An 18,605-nucleotide genomic window follows, 5' to 3' on the forward strand; every position below is an offset into this window, starting at 1 on the left:
GAGCGACTGCTCAAACCTCGGGAACGAGAAAACCCCGACCCTTCGGGCCGGGGTTCTCCGCTGTTGGACCGCGAGCTCAGTCGGTGGACAGATATCGCTCCACCGTCTCCACCTTCGAGGTGAGGCCGTCCGTCACCGTCGGGCGGATGTCCGCCTTCAGAACGAGGGACACACGCGGAGCGCGCTCCTCGACGGCCGCGACGGCACGCCTCACGACGTCCATCACTTGGTCCCACTCGCCCTCGATCGAGGTGAACATCGCGTCGGTGCGGTTCGGCAGCCCCGATTCCCGGACGACCTTCACGGCCTCGGCGACGTACTCCCCCACGTCCTCGCCGACGCCCAGTGGCGTGACGGAGAAGGCGACGATCACGCGTTCACGACCCCTTCCTTGCGGGCTCGGGCGGCGATGACGGCGTTCTCGGCCTCGCGGCGCAGCTTGCGCTCGGCGAAGAAGCCGCCGGTCGGCAGCACGGAAAGGACGAAGTAGACGGCGGCGGTCTTCACGGACCACTTGGTGCGGTTCCAGGCGTCCGCCCAGAAGATCACGTACAGGACGAAGAGGATCCCGTGGATCGCGCCCATCACGGGCACCGCGTTGAAGTCCGTGGTGCGCTTCAGCACCGAGCAGACGAGCAGCAGCAGGAAGGAGACGGCCTCGGGAGCCGAGACCAGGCGGAGCCGGCGGAGGGCGGTGGCGGTCTTTATGTCCACGGGTCACCTTCGGTGGGAGAGTCGTCGGTTTGTGAACGGGCGCACAAGCGTCCGCCCATTGTGACATCCGGGACCCGGTGAGTCGGACACGGGGGTATGGGTCGATATGGGACACCAAATGGGCACATGCGTTCCCCGAGTGCCGACGACCGGTCCGGCCGCTCCACCCCGAGAGGCAGATCCGGGTGCGGATCCACCTTTGGGCCCTGTCCGCCACCCCCGCCCGGCCGCTACCTTCACCACGTGGCGATGTTCCGACTTCAGGACAGCAAGGTCCTGGCCGTCGACATGACCGGGGACGCCGTGAAAGCGAAGAACGGCTCCATGGTCGCGTACGACGGGCAGATGACCTTCAAGAAGCTCACCGGCGGCGGCGACGGGATCCGAGGCATGGTGACCCGGCGGCTCACCGGCGAGCGGATGACCGTGATGGAGGTGAAGGGACACGGGACCTGCTGGTTCGCGGACCGGGCCTCCGAGATCAATCTCGTACACCTCCAGGGGGACAAGCTGTACGTCGAGTCGAGCAACCTCCTCGCGACGGAGGCGGGCCTGCGTACGGGCACGACGTTCACCGGCCTGCGCGGCGCCTCGCAGGGCAACGGGCTGTTCACGACGACCGTCGAGGGCCACGGCCAGGCTGCGATCATGTCGGACGGTCCGGCGGTGGTGCTGCGGGTGAGCGCGCAGTACCCGCTCACCGTCGACCCGGGCGCGTACATCGCGCACCAGGGGAACCTGCGGCAGTCGTTCCAGTCCGGAGTGACGTTCCGCACGTTCATCGGTGAGGGCGGCGGAGAGGCCTTCCAGATCCGCTTCGAGGGGGACGGACTGGTCTACGTCCAGCCCAGCGAGCGCAACACGATCGCGGGGGATCTCTGACATGGCCTTCCGGGAAGTGAACTCGAAGATGATCGAGGCGACGGTCGTACCGGGGCAGCGCCTGTACAGCCAGCGGGGCGCGATGCTCGCCTACCGGGGCGAGGTCTCCTTCACCCCGAACATCCAGGGCGGTCAGGGCGGGATCATGTCGATGATCGGCCGCCGCGTCGCGAACGAGGCGACGCCGCTGATGACGGTCGAGGGCAACGGCACGGTGATGTTCGGGCACGGCGGGCACCACGTCCAGGTGATCGAGCTCACGGGCGACACCCTGTACGTCGAGGCGGACCGTCTGCTCGTCTTCGAGGGCACCCTGCAGCAGGGCACGATGTTCATGGGCTCACAGGGCGGCGTCATGGGTATGGTGCGCGGCCAGGTCACGGGCCAGGGTCTGTTCACGACCACCCTCAAGGGCCACGGCGCGGTCGCGGTCATGGCGCACGGCGGCGTCATCGAGGTGCCGATCACCCCGCAGCGCCCGGTCCACGTCGACCCCCAGGCGTATGTCGCGCACCACGGCGACGTACGCAACAAGCTGTCCACGGCGATCGGTTGGCGGGAGATGGTGGGCCGTGGCTCCGGCGAGGCGTTCCAACTGGAACTGAGCGGCAGTGGTGCGGTGTACGTCCAGGCGTCCGAGGAGAAGCTGTGACCACCTACCCGGGCACCGGCCCCGTGATCTTCGACCCGATGACGCTGCCCGTCGACGACAACGTCAACGACTACACCTTCTGCGTGGACCTCAAGGGAAGCCAGTGGTTCCTGCAGAAGGGCAAGATGATCGCCTACTACGGCTCGATCGAGTTCAACGGCATCGGCCACGGCCCGCTCGAACACCTGGTCCGTACGGCCTTCCATTCACCTCTGCACGCGAGCGACTGGGTGGTGGCGCAGGGCTCGGGCAAGATGCTCCTCGCCGACCGGGCCTTCGATGTGAACTCCTACGACCTGGACGACGGCAACCTGACCATTCGCTCGGGCAACCTGCTCGCTTTTCAGCCGAGTCTCGCCCTGAAGCAGTCGATCATTCCGGGTTTCCTGACACTGATCGGAACCGGCAAGTTCGTGGCCGCGTCCAACGGTCCGGTGGTGTTCATGGAACCCCCGATCCGGGTGGATCCGCAGGCGCTCGTCGGCTGGTCCGACTGCCCGTCGCCCTGCCACCACTACGACCACGGGTATCTGACGGGTGTGTGGGGTGGTCTGCGCGCGATGACGGGGTTCGGCGGGGCCTCCGGGGAGGAGCACCAGTTCGAGTTCATCGGAGCGGGCACGGTCCTGCTCCAGTCCACGGAGACGCTCATGTCCGAGCAGGCCACCGGGGCGGTCCCGCACGAGCCCGGCGTGCCGGGTGGCGGGCAGCCCGGCCACCAGGGCCGGCAGCCGGAGGGGGCACACCTTCCGGGGCAGTTGGGGGACCTCACGCGCCGCTTCGGACTGTGAGCGGTACTCTGCACAGTGTGACATCGAACGCATGCACGCCGGCGCCCCATCTACGCTAGTTCGCCTTTCAACTTCTTAGGTAGACTTTCACTCATGGAGACCGAGACGGCCACGCCCTGGCTGACCGAAGCGGAGCAGTGCGCCTGGCGCACCCACCTCGAGGTCAACAGGCTGCTGACATACCAGCTCGAAAGGGATCTGCAGCCGTTCGGCCTGACGATGAACGACTACGAGATCCTGGTGAACCTCTCGGAGTCGGAGGGCAGGCGCATGCGCATGAGCGACCTCGCGTCCGCCACCCTCCAGTCCAAGAGCCGCCTCTCGCACCAGATCACCCGCATGGAGAACGCCGACCTGGTGCGCCGCGAGAACTGCGAGTCCGACCGCCGGGGCCTGTTCGCGGTGCTCACGGACCACGGCATGGAGACGATGCAGAAGGTCGCGCCCCATCATGTGGCCTCTGTGCGACGGCACTTCATCGGCCTGCTGTCCGCCGAGGACCTGGAGAACCTGCGCACGTCCCTGCGTCCGATCGCGGACCACCTTCGGGGGCAGCGCGGCAAGCCCTAGAAAGGCCGCCGGCCGCCCCCGGGGCGCTGACCGAAGGGCGCAGCGACTGCCGGGGGCAGACGGCCGTCAGCCCCCGGCGCGTGCGTCGCCGGCCGACGGTTCCGCGTCGGCCGCGGCTCGCGACGCCCCCGGTGCGCCCACGGGCCGTGGGCGCCCGGCCGACCTGGTCGCCGCCCACCCTCCGGCGAGGACGGCGGCGGCCACGGTCACCGCCCCGGACACCGCGAAGCACACCGCCAGCGGCAGTCGCCCCACCAAGGCGCCCATCGCCGCCGAGCCACCCGAACCTCCCGCGTTCACCGCCATGTTGACCCAGGTGCCCGCCTGGGTGCGGAAACCCGGCGGGGCGGAGTCGTCCGCGACCAGGTACGAGGTCGTGAGCGCCGGGGCGATGAACAGGCCGGCGCAGGCCACGGCCGCCGTGAGGACACCGAGGCCGGGCGCCAGACCCGCCCCGGCCAAGGTCACTCCCAGCGCCCCGGCGAGCAGCGACAGCCGCGCCCGCGCGCCGATACGCCAGTCGACCGCGCCGTTCAGCAGCCCGCCGACCGCGCTGCCCGCGGACAACGCCGCGAGCACCCACGCCACGGTGTCGTCGCCGTGGCCCCGCTGCTCCGCGAAGGCCACGACCAGCAGGTCCAGCGCGCCGACCGCCAACCCCACACCCAGGGCCACGAGCACGGGCTGCACCAGACCCTGCCCACCCCGCAACCGCCCCGCGGAGCGCGCCTTCTTCGCCGCCTCGGGGCGTACCCCGGTCACTGCGGGAGAGGAGACGAAGGCAAGGGTTCCGACCGCCACCAGCAGCGCGCTGAGCGCCACCCCGGCCGCCGGCGGCGCCCACCGCACCACTACGCCCACGAGCAGCGGCCCGGACACGAAGAGCAGCTCCTCGACGACGCCGTCGAGCCCGTAGGCGCGCTGCAGCAGCCGCTGGTCGACGGCGAGTTCACTCCACACGGCCCGCATGGTGGGACCCAGCGGGGGCGCGAAGGCACCGGCGGCGACGGCCAGGGCGCCCAGCAGCGGCACGGGTGCGCCGGGACGCCAGCTCGCCACGCTCAGCAGAGCCAGGGCCCCGGCGTACAGCAGGGCCATCGGCACCAGGGCCCGGCGGGGGCCGTACCGGTCGACGAACGCCGCACGCAGCGGCGAGAGCAGGACCATCACGGCCCCGAAGAGCGCCATGACCGTACCGGCCACGGCGTACGACCCGGTCGCCCGGGTCACGGACAGCAGGACGGACACGGCGACCGTCCCGTACGACAGTCGCGCCACGGCAGCGGCGCCGAAAGTGCGGCGGGCGTACGGGAGACGGAGAACGGCGGCATACGAGGGCCGCACGGAAGAAGGCGTGGACACGCGGAAGTTCCTCAACTGGAGGCAACGAGGGGACGCCGGATGGCCGCGACGACCACGGTCGAACACCGCTCGTCGATCGCGGGCCTGGGCGGCCGCTATGCCAAGAGGAGGAACACGCGGGCAACTTATCAGCGTGGGCGGGACGTTGGCCACGGGTTTCCGGTCAGCCCGGTTCCCCGCCGACCGTCCCCCGGCCCGCTCAGTTGTTCGTCAACCCGGCCACCAGTTCGTCCGCCGCCCGGTAGGGGTCCAGTTCCCCCGCCACGATCCGCTCGGCCAGCGCGCCGAGGTGACGGTCGCCGTGCAGGTCGCCGATCCGCTCCCGCAGGGCGGTCACCGCGATCGTCTCGACCTCGTGGGCGGCGCGGGCCAGCCGGCGCTCCGCCAGGACCCCCCGCTCCTCCATCCACGCCCGGTGCTTCTCCAGCGCCTCGACGACCTCCTCGACGCCCTCGCCACGAGCGGCGACCGTCTTCACGATCGGCGGGCGCCAGTCACCGGGGGCCCGCGCCTCCCCGAGACCCAGCATGTGGTTCAGTTCGCGGGCGGTCGCGTCCGCGCCGTCACGGTCGGCCTTGTTGACGACGTACACATCGCCGATCTCCAGGATGCCCGCCTTCGCGGCCTGGATGCCGTCACCCATCCCCGGGGCCAGCAGCACCACCGAGGTGTCGGCCTGAGAGGCTATCTCGACCTCGGACTGGCCGACGCCGACCGTCTCGACCAGGATCACGTCGCAGCCCGCCGCGTCCAGGACGCGGATCGCCTGCGGGGCCGCCCACGCCAGGCCGCCCAGGTGCCCCCGGGTGGCCATCGAGCGGATGTAGACGCCGGGGTCCGAGGCGTGCTCCGACATCCGGACGCGGTCGCCGAGCAGCGCGCCGCCCGAGAAGGGCGAGGAGGGGTCGACGGCCAGGACGCCGACCCGCTTGCCCTGCTTGCGGTACGCCGTCACGAGCGCCGACGTGGACGTGGACTTGCCGACACCCGGGGAGCCGGTGAGGCCCACGACATACGCGTTGCCCGTCAGCGGCGCGAGGGCCGCCATGACCTCCCTGAGCTGGTCAGACGCCCCCTCCACCAGGGAGATCAGCCGGGCCACGGCCCGTGGCCGGCCTTCCCTGGCCTGGGCCACCAGCGAGGAGACGTCCTGCATCACAGCTCCGTTCACTCAAGAGACGTACAGAATGCTCAGGCCTTGGGTACCCGCACGATCAGCGCGTCGCCCTGGCCTCCGCCACCGCACAGCGCGGCCGCGCCGACGCCGCCACCGCGCCGCTTGAGCTCCAGGGCGAGGTGGAGTACGAGCCGGGCGCCGGACATGCCGATCGGGTGTCCGAGGGCAATGGCACCGCCATTCACATTCACCTTTTCGGCGGAAACCCCAAGGTCCTTCATTGACTGCACGGCGACAGCCGCGAACGCCTCGTTGATCTCGATCAGGTCGAGGTCCGAGACCTCCAGGCCTTCCTTCTTCAGTGCGTGCAGGATCGCGTTCGAGGGCTGCGACTGCAAAGAGTTGTCCGGTCCGGCCACGTTCCCGTGGGCGCCGATCTCCGCGATCCACTCCAGGCCCAGCTCCTGCGCCTTGGCCTTGCTCATCACGACCACGGCCGCGGCGCCGTCCGAGATCTGCGAGGAGGACCCGGCCGTGATCGTGCCGTCCTTGGTGAACGCCGGGCGCAGCTTCGCCAGCGACTCCACCGTCGTCTCACCGCGGATGCCCTCGTCCTTGCTGAACACGACCGGCTCGCCCTTGCGCTGCGGCACCTCGACCGGGGTGATCTCCGCCTCGAAGACGCCGTTCTTCTGGGCGGCCGCGGCTCGCTGGTGGGACAGGGCGGCGATCTCGTCCTGCTCGCGGCGGCCGAGGCCGAGGCGCGTGTTGTGCTTCTCGGTCGACTCGCCCATGGCGATGCCCTCGAAGGAGTCGGTCAGGCCGTCGTACGCCATCGCGTCGAGCATCTGCACCGCGCCGTACTTGAAGCCCTCGCGGGACTTCGGCAGCAGGTGGGGGGCGTTGGTCATGGACTCCTGGCCGCCCGCGACGACCACGTCGAACTCACCCGCACGGATGAGCTGGTCCGCGAGGGCGATCGCGTCGAGGCCCGACAGGCACACCTTGTTGATCGTCAGGGCCGGGACGCTCATCGGGATGCCGGCCTTGACCGCGGCCTGGCGTGCCGGGATCTGGCCCGCCCCGGCCTGGAGCACCTGTCCCATGATCACATACTGCACCTGGTCGCCGCCGATACCCGCGCGGTCGAGGGCGGCCTTGATCGCGAAGCCGCCGAGGTCCGCTCCGGAGAAGGACTTCAGCGAGCCGAGCAACCGTCCCATCGGAGTACGGGCACCGGCGACGATTACGGAGGTCGTGCTGTTCGTTCCTGACATGAGCTGCGATCCCCTTCCGGCCTGCACAGCCGAGGAGTGAACGAGGGTTTACTTCGAATGTACTGAGCGGTGCCGGGCCACGTCATCGGGCTGTCAGTGTGATCGCGCGCACGTTGCGTAACCACCCCAGGGGCGCTGCACTAACACCATGCTGACGCGAATCGACCACATCGGGATCGCCTGTTTCGACCTCGACAAGACCGTCGAGTTCTACACCTCGACGTACGGCTTCTCGGTGTTCCACACCGAAGTCAACGAGGAACAGGGGGTGCGCGAGGCCATGCTGAAGATCAACAACACGGACGACGGCGGCGCCTCCTACCTCCAGCTGCTCGAACCCATCCGCGAGGACTCCACCGTCGCCAAGTGGCTGGCGAAGAACGGCGAGGGCGTCCACCACATCGCCTTCGGCACGGCAGACGTCGACGGCGACGCCGCGGACATCCGCGACAAGGGCGTGCGCGTCCTGTACGAGGAGCCACGGCGCGGCTCCATGGGGTCGCGGATCACCTTCCTGCACCCCAAGGATTGCCATGGAGTACTGACAGAACTGGTCACTTCGGCGACCGTTGAGTCACCTGAGCACTGACTCCCGCACATCAGGGCTTGTAGGGTTGGGGCGGTCGCCGCTCTCACCAGGGCGACCGGGTCCCGCCGTGGTCGGTGGGACGCGAGTCCGGGGTCCGGGTTTCGAGGGCGAGCGTCAGGGCGGCAGCCCATGCTCCGCGTTGATCTGACACCATTCCCCGGGGGCCCCGTTCGGCGGACGGACGGAGCTCGTTTGGAGAGACTTGCGACCAGGGGACGGATGGGACCGCGCAGTGCGGGGCTACGAACGCCAGGAGCGAGAGCCGGCGGCTGACGTCGACCACCTCTCTCGGTTCGAGGCCGAGATGGAACGGCTGAAGACCGAGCGGGAAAAGGCGATTCAGCACGCCGAGGACCTCGGCTACCAGGTCGAGGTGCTGCGCGCCAAGCTGCACGAGGCGCGGCGCACGCTCATGTCGCGGCCGGCCTATGACGGGTCCGACCTCGGCTACCAGGCCGAGCAGATGCTCCGCACCGCCCAGATGCAGGCGGACCAGATGCGGGCGGACGCCGAGCGCGAGCTGAGTCAGGCCCGCGCGCAGACGCAGCGCATCCTTCAGGAGCACGCCGAGCAGGCCGCCCGGCTCCAGGCCGAGCTGCACACGGAGGCGGTCACCCGCCGTCAGCAACTCGACCAGGAGCTGGCCGAGCGCCGCCAGACCGTCGAGTCGCACGTCAACGAGAACGTGGCGTGGGCCGAACAGCTGCGCGCCCGCTCCGAGTCCCAGGCCCGTCGGCTCGTCGACGAGTCGCGTGCCGAGGCCGAGCAGGCCCTGGCCGCGGCCCGTGCCGAGGCCGAGCGGATCACCTCGGAGGCCCGCCAGCGGCTGCAGAACGAAGCGGAGGCCGCCCGGTCGGAGGCCGACCAGATCCTGCGCCGGGCCCGGGCGGACGCCGAGCGGCTGCTGAACGCCGCCTCCACCCAGGCCCAGGAGGCCACCGAACACGCCGAGCAACTGCGCTCCGCCTCCGCGAGCGAGTCGGACGCCGCCCGTCGGCAGGCGACCGAGCTGAGCCGATCCGCCGAGCAGCGGATGTCCGAGGCCGAGACGGCGCTGCGCCAGGCACGCGCCGAGGCCGAGAAGGTCGTCGCCGAGGCGAAGGAGGCCGCGGCCAAGACCCTCGCGGGCGCCGAGTCGGCCAACGAGCAGCGCATGCGCACGGCCAAGGAGCAGGTCGCCCGACTGGTCAGCGAGGCCACCAAGGAGGCCGAGGCCACCAGGTCCGAGGCCGAGCGAGTGGTCGCGGACGCCAAGGCCGAGGCGGAGAAGCTCGTCGCGGAGGCCTCCGAGAAGGCCCGCACCATCACGGCCGAGGAGTCCGCCTCCCAGCTCGCCAAGACGGCCCGTACCGCCGAGGACGTACTCAACAAGGCGTCCGAGAACGCCAAGGCGACCACCAAGGCCGCCGCCGAGGAGGCCGAGCGGATCCGGACCGAGGCCGAGGCCGAGGCGGACCGGCTGCGCGCCGAGGCACACGACATCGCCGAGCAGCTCAGGGGCGCGGCGAAGGACGACACCAAGGAGTACCGCGCCAAGGCGGTCGAGCTGCAGGAGGAGGCGCGCCGGCTGCGCGGCGAGGCCGAGCAGCTGCGCGCCGACGCCGTCGCCGAGGGCGAGAAGATCCGCTCCGAGGCCCGCCGCGAGGCCGTCCAGCAGATCGAGGAGGCGGCCAAGACCGCCGAGGAGCTGCTCGCCAAGGCGAAGGCCGACGCGGACGAGATGCGGGCGACGGCCACCGCCGACAGCGAGAAGGCCCGTAGCGAGGCCATCGAGCGCGCGACGACGCTGCGCCGCCAGGCCGAGGAGACCCTGGAGCGCACCCGCGAGGAGGCCGAGCGGCACCGGACCGAGGCCGCCGAGCAGGCCGAGGCCGTCAAGGAGGAGGCCGAGCGGGCCGCCCGCGAGCTGCGTGAGGACACCGAGCGGACCGTCGAGGCTCGCCGCGCGGAGGCCGCTCAGGAGCTGACCCGTCTCCAGTCCGAGGCCGAACAGCGGCTCGCCTCCGCCGAGCAGGCGCTCGGGGACGCCCGGTCGGAGAGCGAGCGGATCCGCCGCGAAGCCGTCGAGGAGACCGACCGGCTGCGCGCCGAGGCCGCCGAACGCATTCGTACGCTCCAGGCGCAGGCCGAGACCGAGGCCGAACGGCTGCGCACGGAGGCCGCCGCCGACGCGTCCGCCTCCCGTGCGGAGGGCGAGGCCGTCGCCGTACGCCTGCGGTCGGAGGCCGCTGCCGAGGCCGAGCGGCTCAAGTCGGAGGCACAGGACGCCGCCGACCGCGTCCGGGCCGAGGCACAGGCCGCCGCCGAGCGGCTGGCCGTCGAAGCCACGGAGACGCTCGCCGCCGCCCAGGAGGAGGCCGCCCGGCGCCGCCGCAAGGCCGAGGAAGTCCTCGGCGCGGCGCGCGAGGAGGCCGACCAGGAGCGCGAGCGGGCCCGCGAGCAGAGCGACGAACTGCTCGCCGTGGCGCGCGCCCGGGTCGAGGAGGCCCAGGCCGAGGCCGTACGGCTGGTCGAGGAGGCCGACCGGCGCGCGACCGAGATGGTGTCGGCCGCCGAGCAGCACGCCCAGCAGGTGCGGGACTCCGTGGCCGGGCTGCACGAGCAGGCCCAGGAGGAGATCACCGGCCTGCGCTCCGCCGCCGAGCACGCCGCGGAGCGTACGCGCACCGAGGCGCAGGAGGAGGCGGACCGGGTCCGCACCGACGCCTACGCGGAGCGCGAGCGGGCCACCGAGGACGCGAACCGTATCCGCCAGGAGGCCGCCGAGGCGTCGGAGGCCGCCAAGTCCCTGGCGGAGCACACGGTTTCGGAAGCGATGAGCGAGGCCGAGCGGACGCGTTCGGACGCCGCCGAGCACGCCCAGCGGGTGCGGACGGAAGCCTCGGACACCATCGCCACCGCCGAGCAGGACGCGGCGCGCACGCGTGCGGACGCCCGCGAGGACGCGAACCGGATCCGGTCGGACGCGGCCACCCAGGCGGACACCCTCATCACCGAGGCGACGTCGGAGGCCGAGCGACTGACCGCCCACACCGCCGCCGAGGCCGAGCGGGTCCGGGCCGAGTCCGTGGCCAAGGCCGAGAATCTCCTCGCGGACGCCACCGGTGAGGCCGAGCGGCTGCGCGCGGAGGCCGCCGAGACGGTCGGGTCCGCGCAGCAGCACGCCGAGCAGATCCGCGGCGAGTCGGAGCAGCTCAAGGCCGAGGCGGAGGCGGAGGCGGAGCGGATCACCGCAGCCGCGCGCGAGGAGGCCGAGCGCACGCTGGACGAGGCCCGCAAGGACGCCAACAAGCGGCGTTCCGAGGCGGCCGAGCAGGTCGACACGCTCATCACGGAAACCGCCGCCGAGGCCGACAAGTTGATCTCGGAGGCGCAGCAGACCGCGCACAAGACGACGGCGGACGCCGAGACGCAGGCCGACACGATGGTGGGCGCCGCCCGCAAGGAGGCCGAGCGGCTGGTCGCCGAGGCGACGGTCGAGGGCAACACGCTGGTGGAGCGGGCCCGCGCGGACGCGGACGAACTGCTCGTCGGCACCCGCCGGGACGCGACCGCGATCCGCGAGCGCGCGGAGGAGCTGCGCGAGCGCATCACGACCGAGATCGAGGAACTGCACGAGCGGGCGCGGCGCGAGTCGGCCGAGACGATGAAGTCGGCGGGCGAGCGGTGCGACGCACTGGTCAAGGCCGCCGAGGAGCAACTGGAGAAGGCCAAGGCGGAGGCCAAGGAGACGGTCTCGGAGGCCAAGTCCGAGGCGAGCAAGGTGCGCATCGCCGCGGTCAAGAAGGCCGAGGGTCTGCTCAAGGAGGCCGAGCAGAAGAAGGCCAAGCTCGTCGCCGAGGCCGAGGAGATCAAGGCCGAGGCGGTCCGCGAGGCCCGGCAGGCGGTCGAGGAGGGCAAGCGCGAGCTGGAGATCCTGGTACGCCGGCGCGAGGACATCAACGCGGAGATCTCCCGCGTCCAGGACGTCCTGGAAGCACTGGAGTCTTTTGAGGCCCCGTCCGGTGGCAGTGTCAAGGCGGGTGCCGCCGCGGGTTCGACACGTTCGGGTGGCAAGGCATCAGAAGGCTAGCCAGGAGGGACGATTCTGTGCTCTGTCGGGCGTTTCACGTGGGTTCTGGCAAGGTCTCTGACGGTCGGCCACCCAAAAGGAGTGTCATTCTCCAGATCAAACACGCATCCGCTCGATGACACGCCGCTTGGCCCCCTAGGATTTCCTCTATCACCTCACCGGTCTCATTTGACAGGAACCCCATGAGCGACACTTCCCCCTACGGCTTCGAGCTTGTGCGGCGTGGGTACGACCGCGCTCAGGTGGACGAACGAATCTCCAAGCTCGTCTCCGACCGTGACAGCGCTCTCACCCGCATCACCGCCCTGGAAAAGCGCATCGAGGAACTCCACCTCGAAACGCAGAACGCCCAGGCCGCCGTCAGTGACGCGGAGCCTTCCTACGCGGGTCTCGGCGCGCGTGTCGAGAAGATCCTCCGCCTCGCTGAGGAAGAGGCCAAGGACCTGCGCGAGGAGGCCCGCCGCGCCGCCGAGCAGCACCGTGAACTGGCCGAGTCGGCCGCCCAGCAGGTGCGCAACGACGCGGAGTCGTTCGCCGAGGAGCGCAAGGCCAAGGCCGAGGACGAGGGCGCCCGGATCGTCGACAAGGCCAAGAGCGACGCCTCGCAGCTTCGTGCCGAAGCCCAGAAGGACGCGCAGAACAAGCGCGAGGAGGCGGACGCCCTCTTCGAGGAGACCCGCGCCAAGGCCGCGCAGGCCGCCTCCGACTTCGAGACGAACCTCGCCAAGCGCCGCGAGCAGTCCGAGCGCGACCTGGCGTCCCGTCAGGCCAAGGCCGAGAAGCGTCTGGCGGAGATCGAGCACCGCGCCGAGCAGCTTCGTCTGGAGGCCGAGAAGCTGCGCACGGACGCCGAGCGCCGTGCCCGTCAGACAGTCGAGACGGCCCAGCGCCAGGCCGAGGACATCGTGGCCGACGCGAACGCCAAGGCCGACCGCATCCGCTCGGAATCCGAGCGCGAGCTCGCGGCGCTCACCAACCGCCGCGACTCGATCAACGCCCAGCTCACCAACGTCCGCGAGATGCTGGCGACGCTCACGGGCGCGGCGGTGGCCGCGGCCGGCACGCCGTCGACGGACGACGAGCCGGTCACCCGCGGGGTTCCCGCCCAGCAGTCCCGGTGACCGCCTGACCGGCTGACAACGACGTGGCCCGCGCCCTTCGGGGTAGCGGGCCACGCTCGTCGGGGCACACAACGGGCTGCCGGCACGATCCGTACCTGACAAGCGAGGACCGGCTCACCTCGGTGACCTGCGGACTTTTACCTTCTCTTGAATGGAACCGTCAGCACCCCGTTATGCTCCTAACTCTTACGGGGGGCACGCGCCCCGACGTCCTGAACCTTTCGATGGGTGCGGAGCATGATCGAGGCAGTCGGCCTGACGAAGCGCTACGGCGCCAAGACGGCCGTATACAACCTTTCCTTCCAGGTGCGGCCGGGTTCCGTCACCGGCTTCCTCGGGCCGAACGGCTCCGGCAAGTCGACGACCATGCGGATGATCCTCGGCCTGGACAACCCCACCTCGGGGCAGGTGACGATCGGCGGCTACCCGTACCGCAAACTGCCGAACGCCTCGCGCCAGGTCGGCGCCCTGCTCGACGCCAAGGCCGTACACGGCGGACGTAGCGCCCGCAACCACTTGCTGAGCCTTGCTCAGCTCTCCAACATCCCGGCCCGGCGCGTCGATGAGGTGCTCGGTGTCGTCGGCCTCCAGGACGTGGCCAAAAAGCGGTCCAAGGGTTTCTCCCTCGGTATGGGTCAACGGCTCGGCATCGCCGCCGCGCTCCTCGGCGACCCCCAGGTGCTCCTCTTCGACGAGCCCGTCAACGGCCTCGACCCCGAGGGCATCCTGTGGGTGCGCAATCTGATGAAGGCCCTCGCGGCGGAGGGCCGCACGGTCTTCGTCTCCTCCCACCTGATGAGCGAGATGGCGCTCACCGCCGACCACTTGATCGTGATCGGACGCGGGCAGTTGCTGGCCGACATGAGCGTCACGGACTTCATCTCCGCCAACTCCGCGGACTTCGCACGCATCCGCACGTCCGGCACCGAGCCGCAGCAGCGGGAGAAGCTGACGACCGCGCTGACCGAGGCAGGCGGGCATGTGCTGCCCGAGCAGGACGGCGCACTGCGCGTCACCGGGCTGCCGTTGCCGCGCATCAGTGACATCGCGCACGAGGCCGACGTACGCCTGTGGGAGCTGTCGCCGCATCAGGCGTCGCTCGAGGAGGCGTACATGCGGATGACACAGGGCGCCGTCGACTACCGCTCGACGACGGACCCGAGGGCCGGGCTCCAGCAGCCGCTGCCGCCCGGCGCACAGCCTCCGATGCCGGTGCCGGGACAGGGCCAGCCGGACTGGTACGCCCCGCCGCCGCCACAGCAGGGCGGGCAGCCGTTCGCGATGCCGGGGCAGCCGAACCCCTACGCGCAGCCCGCGCCCCAGGGTCAGGCACCGGCTCAGCCCGCTGCCCCGGCCGCTCCACCCGCGCCCCAGCAGACGCCCGCCCCCGCCCCGACCGAGCCCGAGGACGCCCGATGAGCACGCCCCAGCCTCCGCTGCCGCAGGCCGCGCCCGCCCGGCCGGCGGACCCCGGGTCCGCCCGCCCCGCCTACACCTCGCCGATCCCGGTCGTCCGGACCCACTTCGGGCACGCCGTCGTCTCCGAGTGGACGAAGATCAGGTCGCTGCGCTCCACGATGTGGACGCTCGGGATCTTCGTTCTGCTGGTGATCGGCATCGGGCTCGCCGCCGGCGCGCTGGTCGCGAACTCGTCGTCGGAACTGCACGGCGACAGCCCGCTGCCGCTCGGCTTCTTCGGACTGCTGCTGGGCAGCATGTGCGTCATCACGCTGGGCGTGCTGACCACGGCGTCGGAGTACGGCACCGGCATGATCCGCACCACGATGACGACGTGCCCCAGCCGCGGGCGGGTGCTCATGGCCAAGGCGACCGTGTTCTTCGCCGTCGCTTTCGTGATCACGCTGGTGACCACCTCGTTCGTCGGCATCGCCCAGGTGGCCATGCTGGACGGCCACGGCAGCGGAACCCCGTCCGGCGAGGACTGGCTGAAGGCCACGGTCGGCGTCAGCCTCTACATCGCGCTGCTCGGGCTGCTCTCGCTCACGGTCGGCTCGCTCGTCCGGCACTCCGCCGGCGCCATCACCACCATGATCGGGGCGGTGCTCGCCCCGCTGGTCATCGCGCTGTTCATGGCGACGCCGTCGCTCGAGAGCGTGCGCACCGCGTTGTTCGAGTACTCGATCCCGAGCCAGCTCGCCGTCTTCTACGACGGCTCCCTGAGTCCGTCGGCCTCGGGCCCGTCCGGCTGGGATCCGCTGTGGATCATGTTGAGCGTGACGGCCGTCGTCTTCGGCGGCGCCTGTCTGCTGCTGGAGAAGCGCGACGTGTAGGGCGGGTCAGTACCTGGGCGCGTTACGGGACCGCTGCACCCTTGTGGTGCGGCGGTCCTTGGCGTTCCAGCAGGCCTTGTGCCAGTGCCGCCGGTCCTCCACGCCCGCGTGCTCGGGCCAGGCCACCATGTGCGGGACGCCGGAGGGGATCACCTGGTCGCAGCCGGGGCAGCGGTAGGTCTTGCCCTGGGCGGCGGCGCCCGCCACATGGCGCACGCTCCACTCCTCGCCCTGCCAGCTCTCGGTGAACTGCCGACCTCCGTACCGCGACGTGTCGTCGTCCTCGCTCCGGCCGGACGAGCCGGCGCCCTTGGGTCGGTTGCGACGCGGGGACACAGAACACCTCACAGGGCTGTACAGGGAGCGGGACCTCATCCAGCCTACGCGGCGCCGACCGGGGTAGGCGCACATCACTCAACCCGGCGGAACACCCTCCCATCGGCACATTTTCCAGACAATCCGCAAATTCCGCCGTCTCACCGTGACTTGGGCACATGTCAGGCAGTTATGCCGGGTGGGGGAGCTCCGCGTCGGAGCCAGGAAAGCAGGAAGTGCCATGCGCGTGGGAAGTTTTGTACTGGCCGCCCAGTTTCCGGGACAGGGTCAAGGGGAGGCACTGCACCGCGCGGTGCGGTCGGCCGAGGTCGCCGATGAGGCGGGCCTGGACACGGTGTGGCTGGCCGAGCACCACTTCGTCCCGTACGGGACATGCCCGTCGGCGATCACCCTGGCGGCTCATCTGCTGGGCCGCACCAGCCGGGTCAGGGTCGGCACGGCGGTGAGCGTCCTGCCCACCGCCCATCCTGTGGCGCTCGGCGAGCAGGCCGCACTGCTGCACCTCACCTCGGGCGGGCGCCTCTCGCTCGGGGTGGGGCGTGGCGGGCCGTGGGTGGACCTGGAGGTCTTCGGCTCGGGCCTTGAGGCGTACGAGACGGGGTTCCCGGAATCACTCGATCTGCTGGTGCGCTGGCTGCGCGAACCGTCCGTAGCCGCCGCGGGGGAACGATTCAGCTTCCGTGAAGTCCCGGTCGTCCCCAGGCCGTCGGAGTCACTCACCGGCACCGAGGGCCCCGAGGTCGTCGTCGCGTGCACCTCGTCGGCGAGCGTGCGGCTCGCGGCCGAGCGGGGACTGCCGATGCTGCTCGGCATGCACGTCGGGGACGAGGAGAAGGCCGAAATGGTGGCGCTGTGGCAGCAGTACGCCCGAGCGGCCGGCGTCGACGCGGATGTGATCGCGGGCGCCCCTCATGTCTCGGCCGGCGTCTGTCAGATCGCCGACCGGCGCACCGACGCGGTGGAGGCACTCTCCAAGGCGATGCCGGGTTGGCTGAAACAAGGTCTCGACGCCCATGTGACGGTCGACGGACGGACCCGCTCGATGCGGGACCCGCTGGCCTACACCGAACTGCTCTGCGAGCTGCACCCGGTGGGCACCCCGCGACTGTGCGCGGACCGGCTCATGGAGACCTCCGAGCGGACTGGGATCTCCCGCTTCGCCCTGCTCGTCGAGGGCTCCGGCGACCTCGCGGCGACAGAGGAGAACGTACGGCGGCTCGGTGCCGAGGTGCTTCCCCATCTCGGCTGAGTCCGCCGGGGCACGGTCCGTCGGCGGGGCGGTCGGCGGGCAGTCGACGGGAGCCTGCCGCTCCGGTACAGATGCACCTCCCGTGTACGGAGCGGCAAGCCAGACGACATCGCCCGCGTCAGCAGTCGCGCAGTTCCGGTGACTGGTTGAGCAACTGATTGCGGACCGAGGTGAAGCGGGCCAGTGTGTCGTCCACCGAGGAGTCCAGCGGGAACACGGCCACCCGGTGGCAGTTCTGGAAGGCCAGGCGCACTCCGAAGTGCCGCTGCAGGGCGCCGCGTATCGCGTCACTCGCAAGCGCTCGCAGCAGCTGTCCACGTGCCTGCTCGTCCGGCGGGGGCGTCTGGTTGTCGGCGAACTCTCCGCCGTCGACCTTCAGCTGAGCCACCAGGGAGCTGATCATTTCCCATGCGTAAGGCAGGGAGGTCCGGACGCAGTCGACGAAATCGGCTTCGTCGACCTCGCCTCGCTCGGCCTGTTCGAGTAGGGCCGGTGAGACGTCGAGCGACATGGGTTCTCCTCTCGCACCCCCGGGGCATCGGGGGCTGATGGACAGGGAAGGGAGTTCGCACTGTCGAACACGCTGCGTACACGCCGCGCGACCTCCTGGTTACTACGGTAAGCACCGGCTGGTGACGGCACCAGGAGAATGCGCATACCGCGCACTTCCACTACGCGCACAACCGGCCAGCGACGATCAGGGACAAGTCGGGAGATAGAGGGGATGCTGCTGGGGTTGAAAGGCCGCTCGATGATGCGGAGGCCAGTGGGTGCGGTGGGATCCGACGAGGGCGGGCACGGGCCGTGGGGGCGTCGACCCAGGAGGGCGAATCGCGTCGAAGCGGTGGCGTCGAGTAGCGTTGCCGACCATGCGTCTCGTCATTGCCCGATGCTCCGTCGACTACGCGGGCCGTCTCACCGCCCACCTTCCCTCCGCACCCCGGCTGATCCTGGTGAAGGCGGACGGCAGCGTCTCGATCCACGCGGACGACCGGGCCTACAAGCCCCTCAACTGGATGTCGCCGCCCTGCACCCTCAAGGAGGGCTCGGGCGACGAGGAAGGCGTCTGGACCGTCATCAACAAGGCGGGCGAGAAACTGATCATCACGATGGAGGAGATCCTCCACGACTCCACGCATGAACTCGGTGTGGACCCGGGCCTGATCAAGGACGGCGTGGAAGCACACCTTCAGGAACTGCTCGCCGACCGCATCGAGACGCTCGGCGAGGGCTACACGCTCATCCGCCGGGAGTACATGACGGCGATCGGCCCGGTGGACATCCTGTGCCGGGACGCCGAGGGCCGGACCGTCGCCGTGGAGATCAAGCGGCGCGGCGAGATCGACGGTGTGGAACAGCTCACGCGCTACCTGGAGCTCCTGAACCGCGACCCCCACCTCGCTCCGGTCCGCGGCATCTTCGCGGCCCAGGAGATCAAGCCCCAGGCCCGCGTCCTGGCCACGGACCGCGGCATCGGCTGCACGGTCCTGGACTACGACGCGATGCGCGGCATCGAGGACGACAAGCTGCGCCTGTTCTGAGGGACGGTACGCCGACGCAGGGCCGGGTCCACATGGTGGGC

Annotated in this window: 18 protein-coding genes; 11 read left to right on the top strand and 7 right to left on the bottom strand. The window is 70.6% G+C overall.

Features of this window, described 5'->3' with window-relative positions:
• Positions 1–76: 76 nt before the first annotated feature.
• Positions 77–373, bottom strand: a complete 297-nt coding sequence (locus ACWDEX_RS20910) for an MTH1187 family thiamine-binding protein (RefSeq protein WP_450465163.1) — start codon at positions 371–373, stop codon at positions 77–79.
• A complete protein-coding gene (locus ACWDEX_RS20915; protein WP_450465165.1) occupies positions 370–714 on the bottom strand; it encodes a DUF3817 domain-containing protein in 345 nt (114 codons plus the stop codon). The genes ACWDEX_RS20910 and ACWDEX_RS20915 overlap by 4 nt, the downstream gene beginning before the upstream one ends.
• A gap of 249 nt (positions 715–963) precedes the next feature.
• On the opposite strand from ACWDEX_RS20915, the gene ACWDEX_RS20920 reads away from it, so the two are divergent.
• From ACWDEX_RS20920 to ACWDEX_RS20935, 4 genes are all read left to right on the top strand, one after another.
• Positions 964–1,596, top strand: coding sequence for an AIM24 family protein (locus tag ACWDEX_RS20920; RefSeq protein WP_450465275.1), 633 nt, complete (start codon positions 964–966; stop codon positions 1,594–1,596).
• A gap of 1 nt (position 1,597) precedes the next feature.
• Positions 1,598–2,248 carry an AIM24 family protein gene (locus ACWDEX_RS20925; protein WP_450465166.1) on the top strand — a complete coding sequence of 217 codons (651 nt, stop codon included), beginning with the start codon at positions 1,598–1,600 and terminating at the stop codon, positions 2,246–2,248.
• Between the two features lie 38 nt (positions 2,249–2,286).
• A complete protein-coding gene (locus ACWDEX_RS20930; protein ID WP_450465276.1) occupies positions 2,287–3,039 on the top strand; it encodes an AIM24 family protein in 753 nt (250 codons plus the stop codon).
• 93 nt (positions 3,040–3,132) lie between these two features.
• Complete coding sequence (locus tag ACWDEX_RS20935; RefSeq protein WP_450465167.1) at positions 3,133–3,609, top strand: MarR family winged helix-turn-helix transcriptional regulator; 477 nt, start codon at positions 3,133–3,135, stop codon at positions 3,607–3,609.
• A gap of 66 nt (positions 3,610–3,675) precedes the next feature.
• Here the strand turns inward: ACWDEX_RS20935 and ACWDEX_RS20940 are convergent, their stop codons facing one another.
• The 3 genes from ACWDEX_RS20940 to ACWDEX_RS20950 form a co-directional block, all read right to left on the bottom strand.
• Complete coding sequence (locus ACWDEX_RS20940; RefSeq protein WP_450465168.1) at positions 3,676–4,971, bottom strand: MFS transporter; 1,296 nt, start codon at positions 4,969–4,971, stop codon at positions 3,676–3,678.
• A gap of 199 nt (positions 4,972–5,170) precedes the next feature.
• Complete coding sequence (gene meaB / locus ACWDEX_RS20945) at positions 5,171–6,127, bottom strand: methylmalonyl Co-A mutase-associated GTPase MeaB (protein ID WP_450465169.1); 957 nt, start codon at positions 6,125–6,127, stop codon at positions 5,171–5,173.
• 35 nt (positions 6,128–6,162) lie between these two features.
• A complete protein-coding gene (locus tag ACWDEX_RS20950; protein ID WP_450465171.1) occupies positions 6,163–7,365 on the bottom strand; it encodes an acetyl-CoA C-acetyltransferase in 1,203 nt (400 codons plus the stop codon).
• A gap of 148 nt (positions 7,366–7,513) precedes the next feature.
• On the opposite strand from ACWDEX_RS20950, the gene mce reads away from it, so the two are divergent.
• The 5 genes from mce to ACWDEX_RS20975 all read left to right on the top strand — a co-directional run bounded on the left by mce (position 7,514) and on the right by ACWDEX_RS20975 (position 15,438).
• Positions 7,514–7,954, top strand: a complete 441-nt coding sequence (mce, locus tag ACWDEX_RS20955; RefSeq protein ID WP_450465172.1) for a methylmalonyl-CoA epimerase — start codon at positions 7,514–7,516, stop codon at positions 7,952–7,954.
• Between the two features lie 232 nt (positions 7,955–8,186).
• On the top strand, positions 8,187–12,026 hold the full coding sequence (gene scy / locus ACWDEX_RS20960) for a polarized growth protein Scy (RefSeq protein ID WP_450465174.1): 3,840 nt from the start codon (positions 8,187–8,189) through the stop codon (positions 12,024–12,026).
• Positions 12,027–12,208: 182 nt separating this feature from the next.
• Positions 12,209–13,147 carry a cellulose-binding protein gene (locus ACWDEX_RS20965; protein WP_450465176.1) on the top strand — a complete coding sequence of 313 codons (939 nt, stop codon included), beginning with the start codon at positions 12,209–12,211 and terminating at the stop codon, positions 13,145–13,147.
• A gap of 237 nt (positions 13,148–13,384) precedes the next feature.
• Positions 13,385–14,566 (top strand): ABC transporter ATP-binding protein, encoded by a 1,182-nt coding sequence (locus ACWDEX_RS20970; RefSeq protein ID WP_450465177.1) that lies wholly within the window; start codon positions 13,385–13,387, stop codon positions 14,564–14,566.
• The gene (locus tag ACWDEX_RS20975) at positions 14,563–15,438 is read left to right on the top strand and encodes an ABC transporter permease (protein WP_450465178.1); all 876 of its coding nucleotides are present in this window, start codon (positions 14,563–14,565) and stop codon (positions 15,436–15,438) included. The genes ACWDEX_RS20970 and ACWDEX_RS20975 overlap by 4 nt, the downstream gene beginning before the upstream one ends.
• 6 nt (positions 15,439–15,444) lie before the next feature.
• Here the strand turns inward: ACWDEX_RS20975 and ACWDEX_RS20980 are convergent, their stop codons facing one another.
• Entirely contained in the window at positions 15,445–15,774 is a 330-nt protein-coding gene (locus ACWDEX_RS20980; RefSeq protein WP_450465179.1) for an ATP/GTP-binding protein, read from the bottom strand.
• A 220-nt stretch (positions 15,775–15,994) separates the two neighbouring features.
• Between ACWDEX_RS20980 and ACWDEX_RS20985 the strand changes: the two genes are divergently transcribed.
• On the top strand, positions 15,995–17,023 hold the full coding sequence (locus ACWDEX_RS20985; protein WP_450465181.1) for an LLM class flavin-dependent oxidoreductase: 1,029 nt from the start codon (positions 15,995–15,997) through the stop codon (positions 17,021–17,023).
• Between the two features lie 118 nt (positions 17,024–17,141).
• Here the strand turns inward: ACWDEX_RS20985 and ACWDEX_RS20990 are convergent, their stop codons facing one another.
• Positions 17,142–17,534 (bottom strand): SCO5389 family protein, encoded by a 393-nt coding sequence (locus tag ACWDEX_RS20990; protein ID WP_059130027.1) that lies wholly within the window; start codon positions 17,532–17,534, stop codon positions 17,142–17,144.
• Positions 17,535–17,892: 358 nt separating this feature from the next.
• On the opposite strand from ACWDEX_RS20990, the gene nucS reads away from it, so the two are divergent.
• Complete coding sequence (gene nucS / locus ACWDEX_RS20995) at positions 17,893–18,564, top strand: endonuclease NucS (protein ID WP_450465182.1); 672 nt, start codon at positions 17,893–17,895, stop codon at positions 18,562–18,564.
• The last annotated feature ends 41 nt before the right edge of the window (positions 18,565–18,605 follow it).

The sequence above is a fragment of the Streptomyces sp. NPDC001020 genome, from assembly GCF_053599115.1.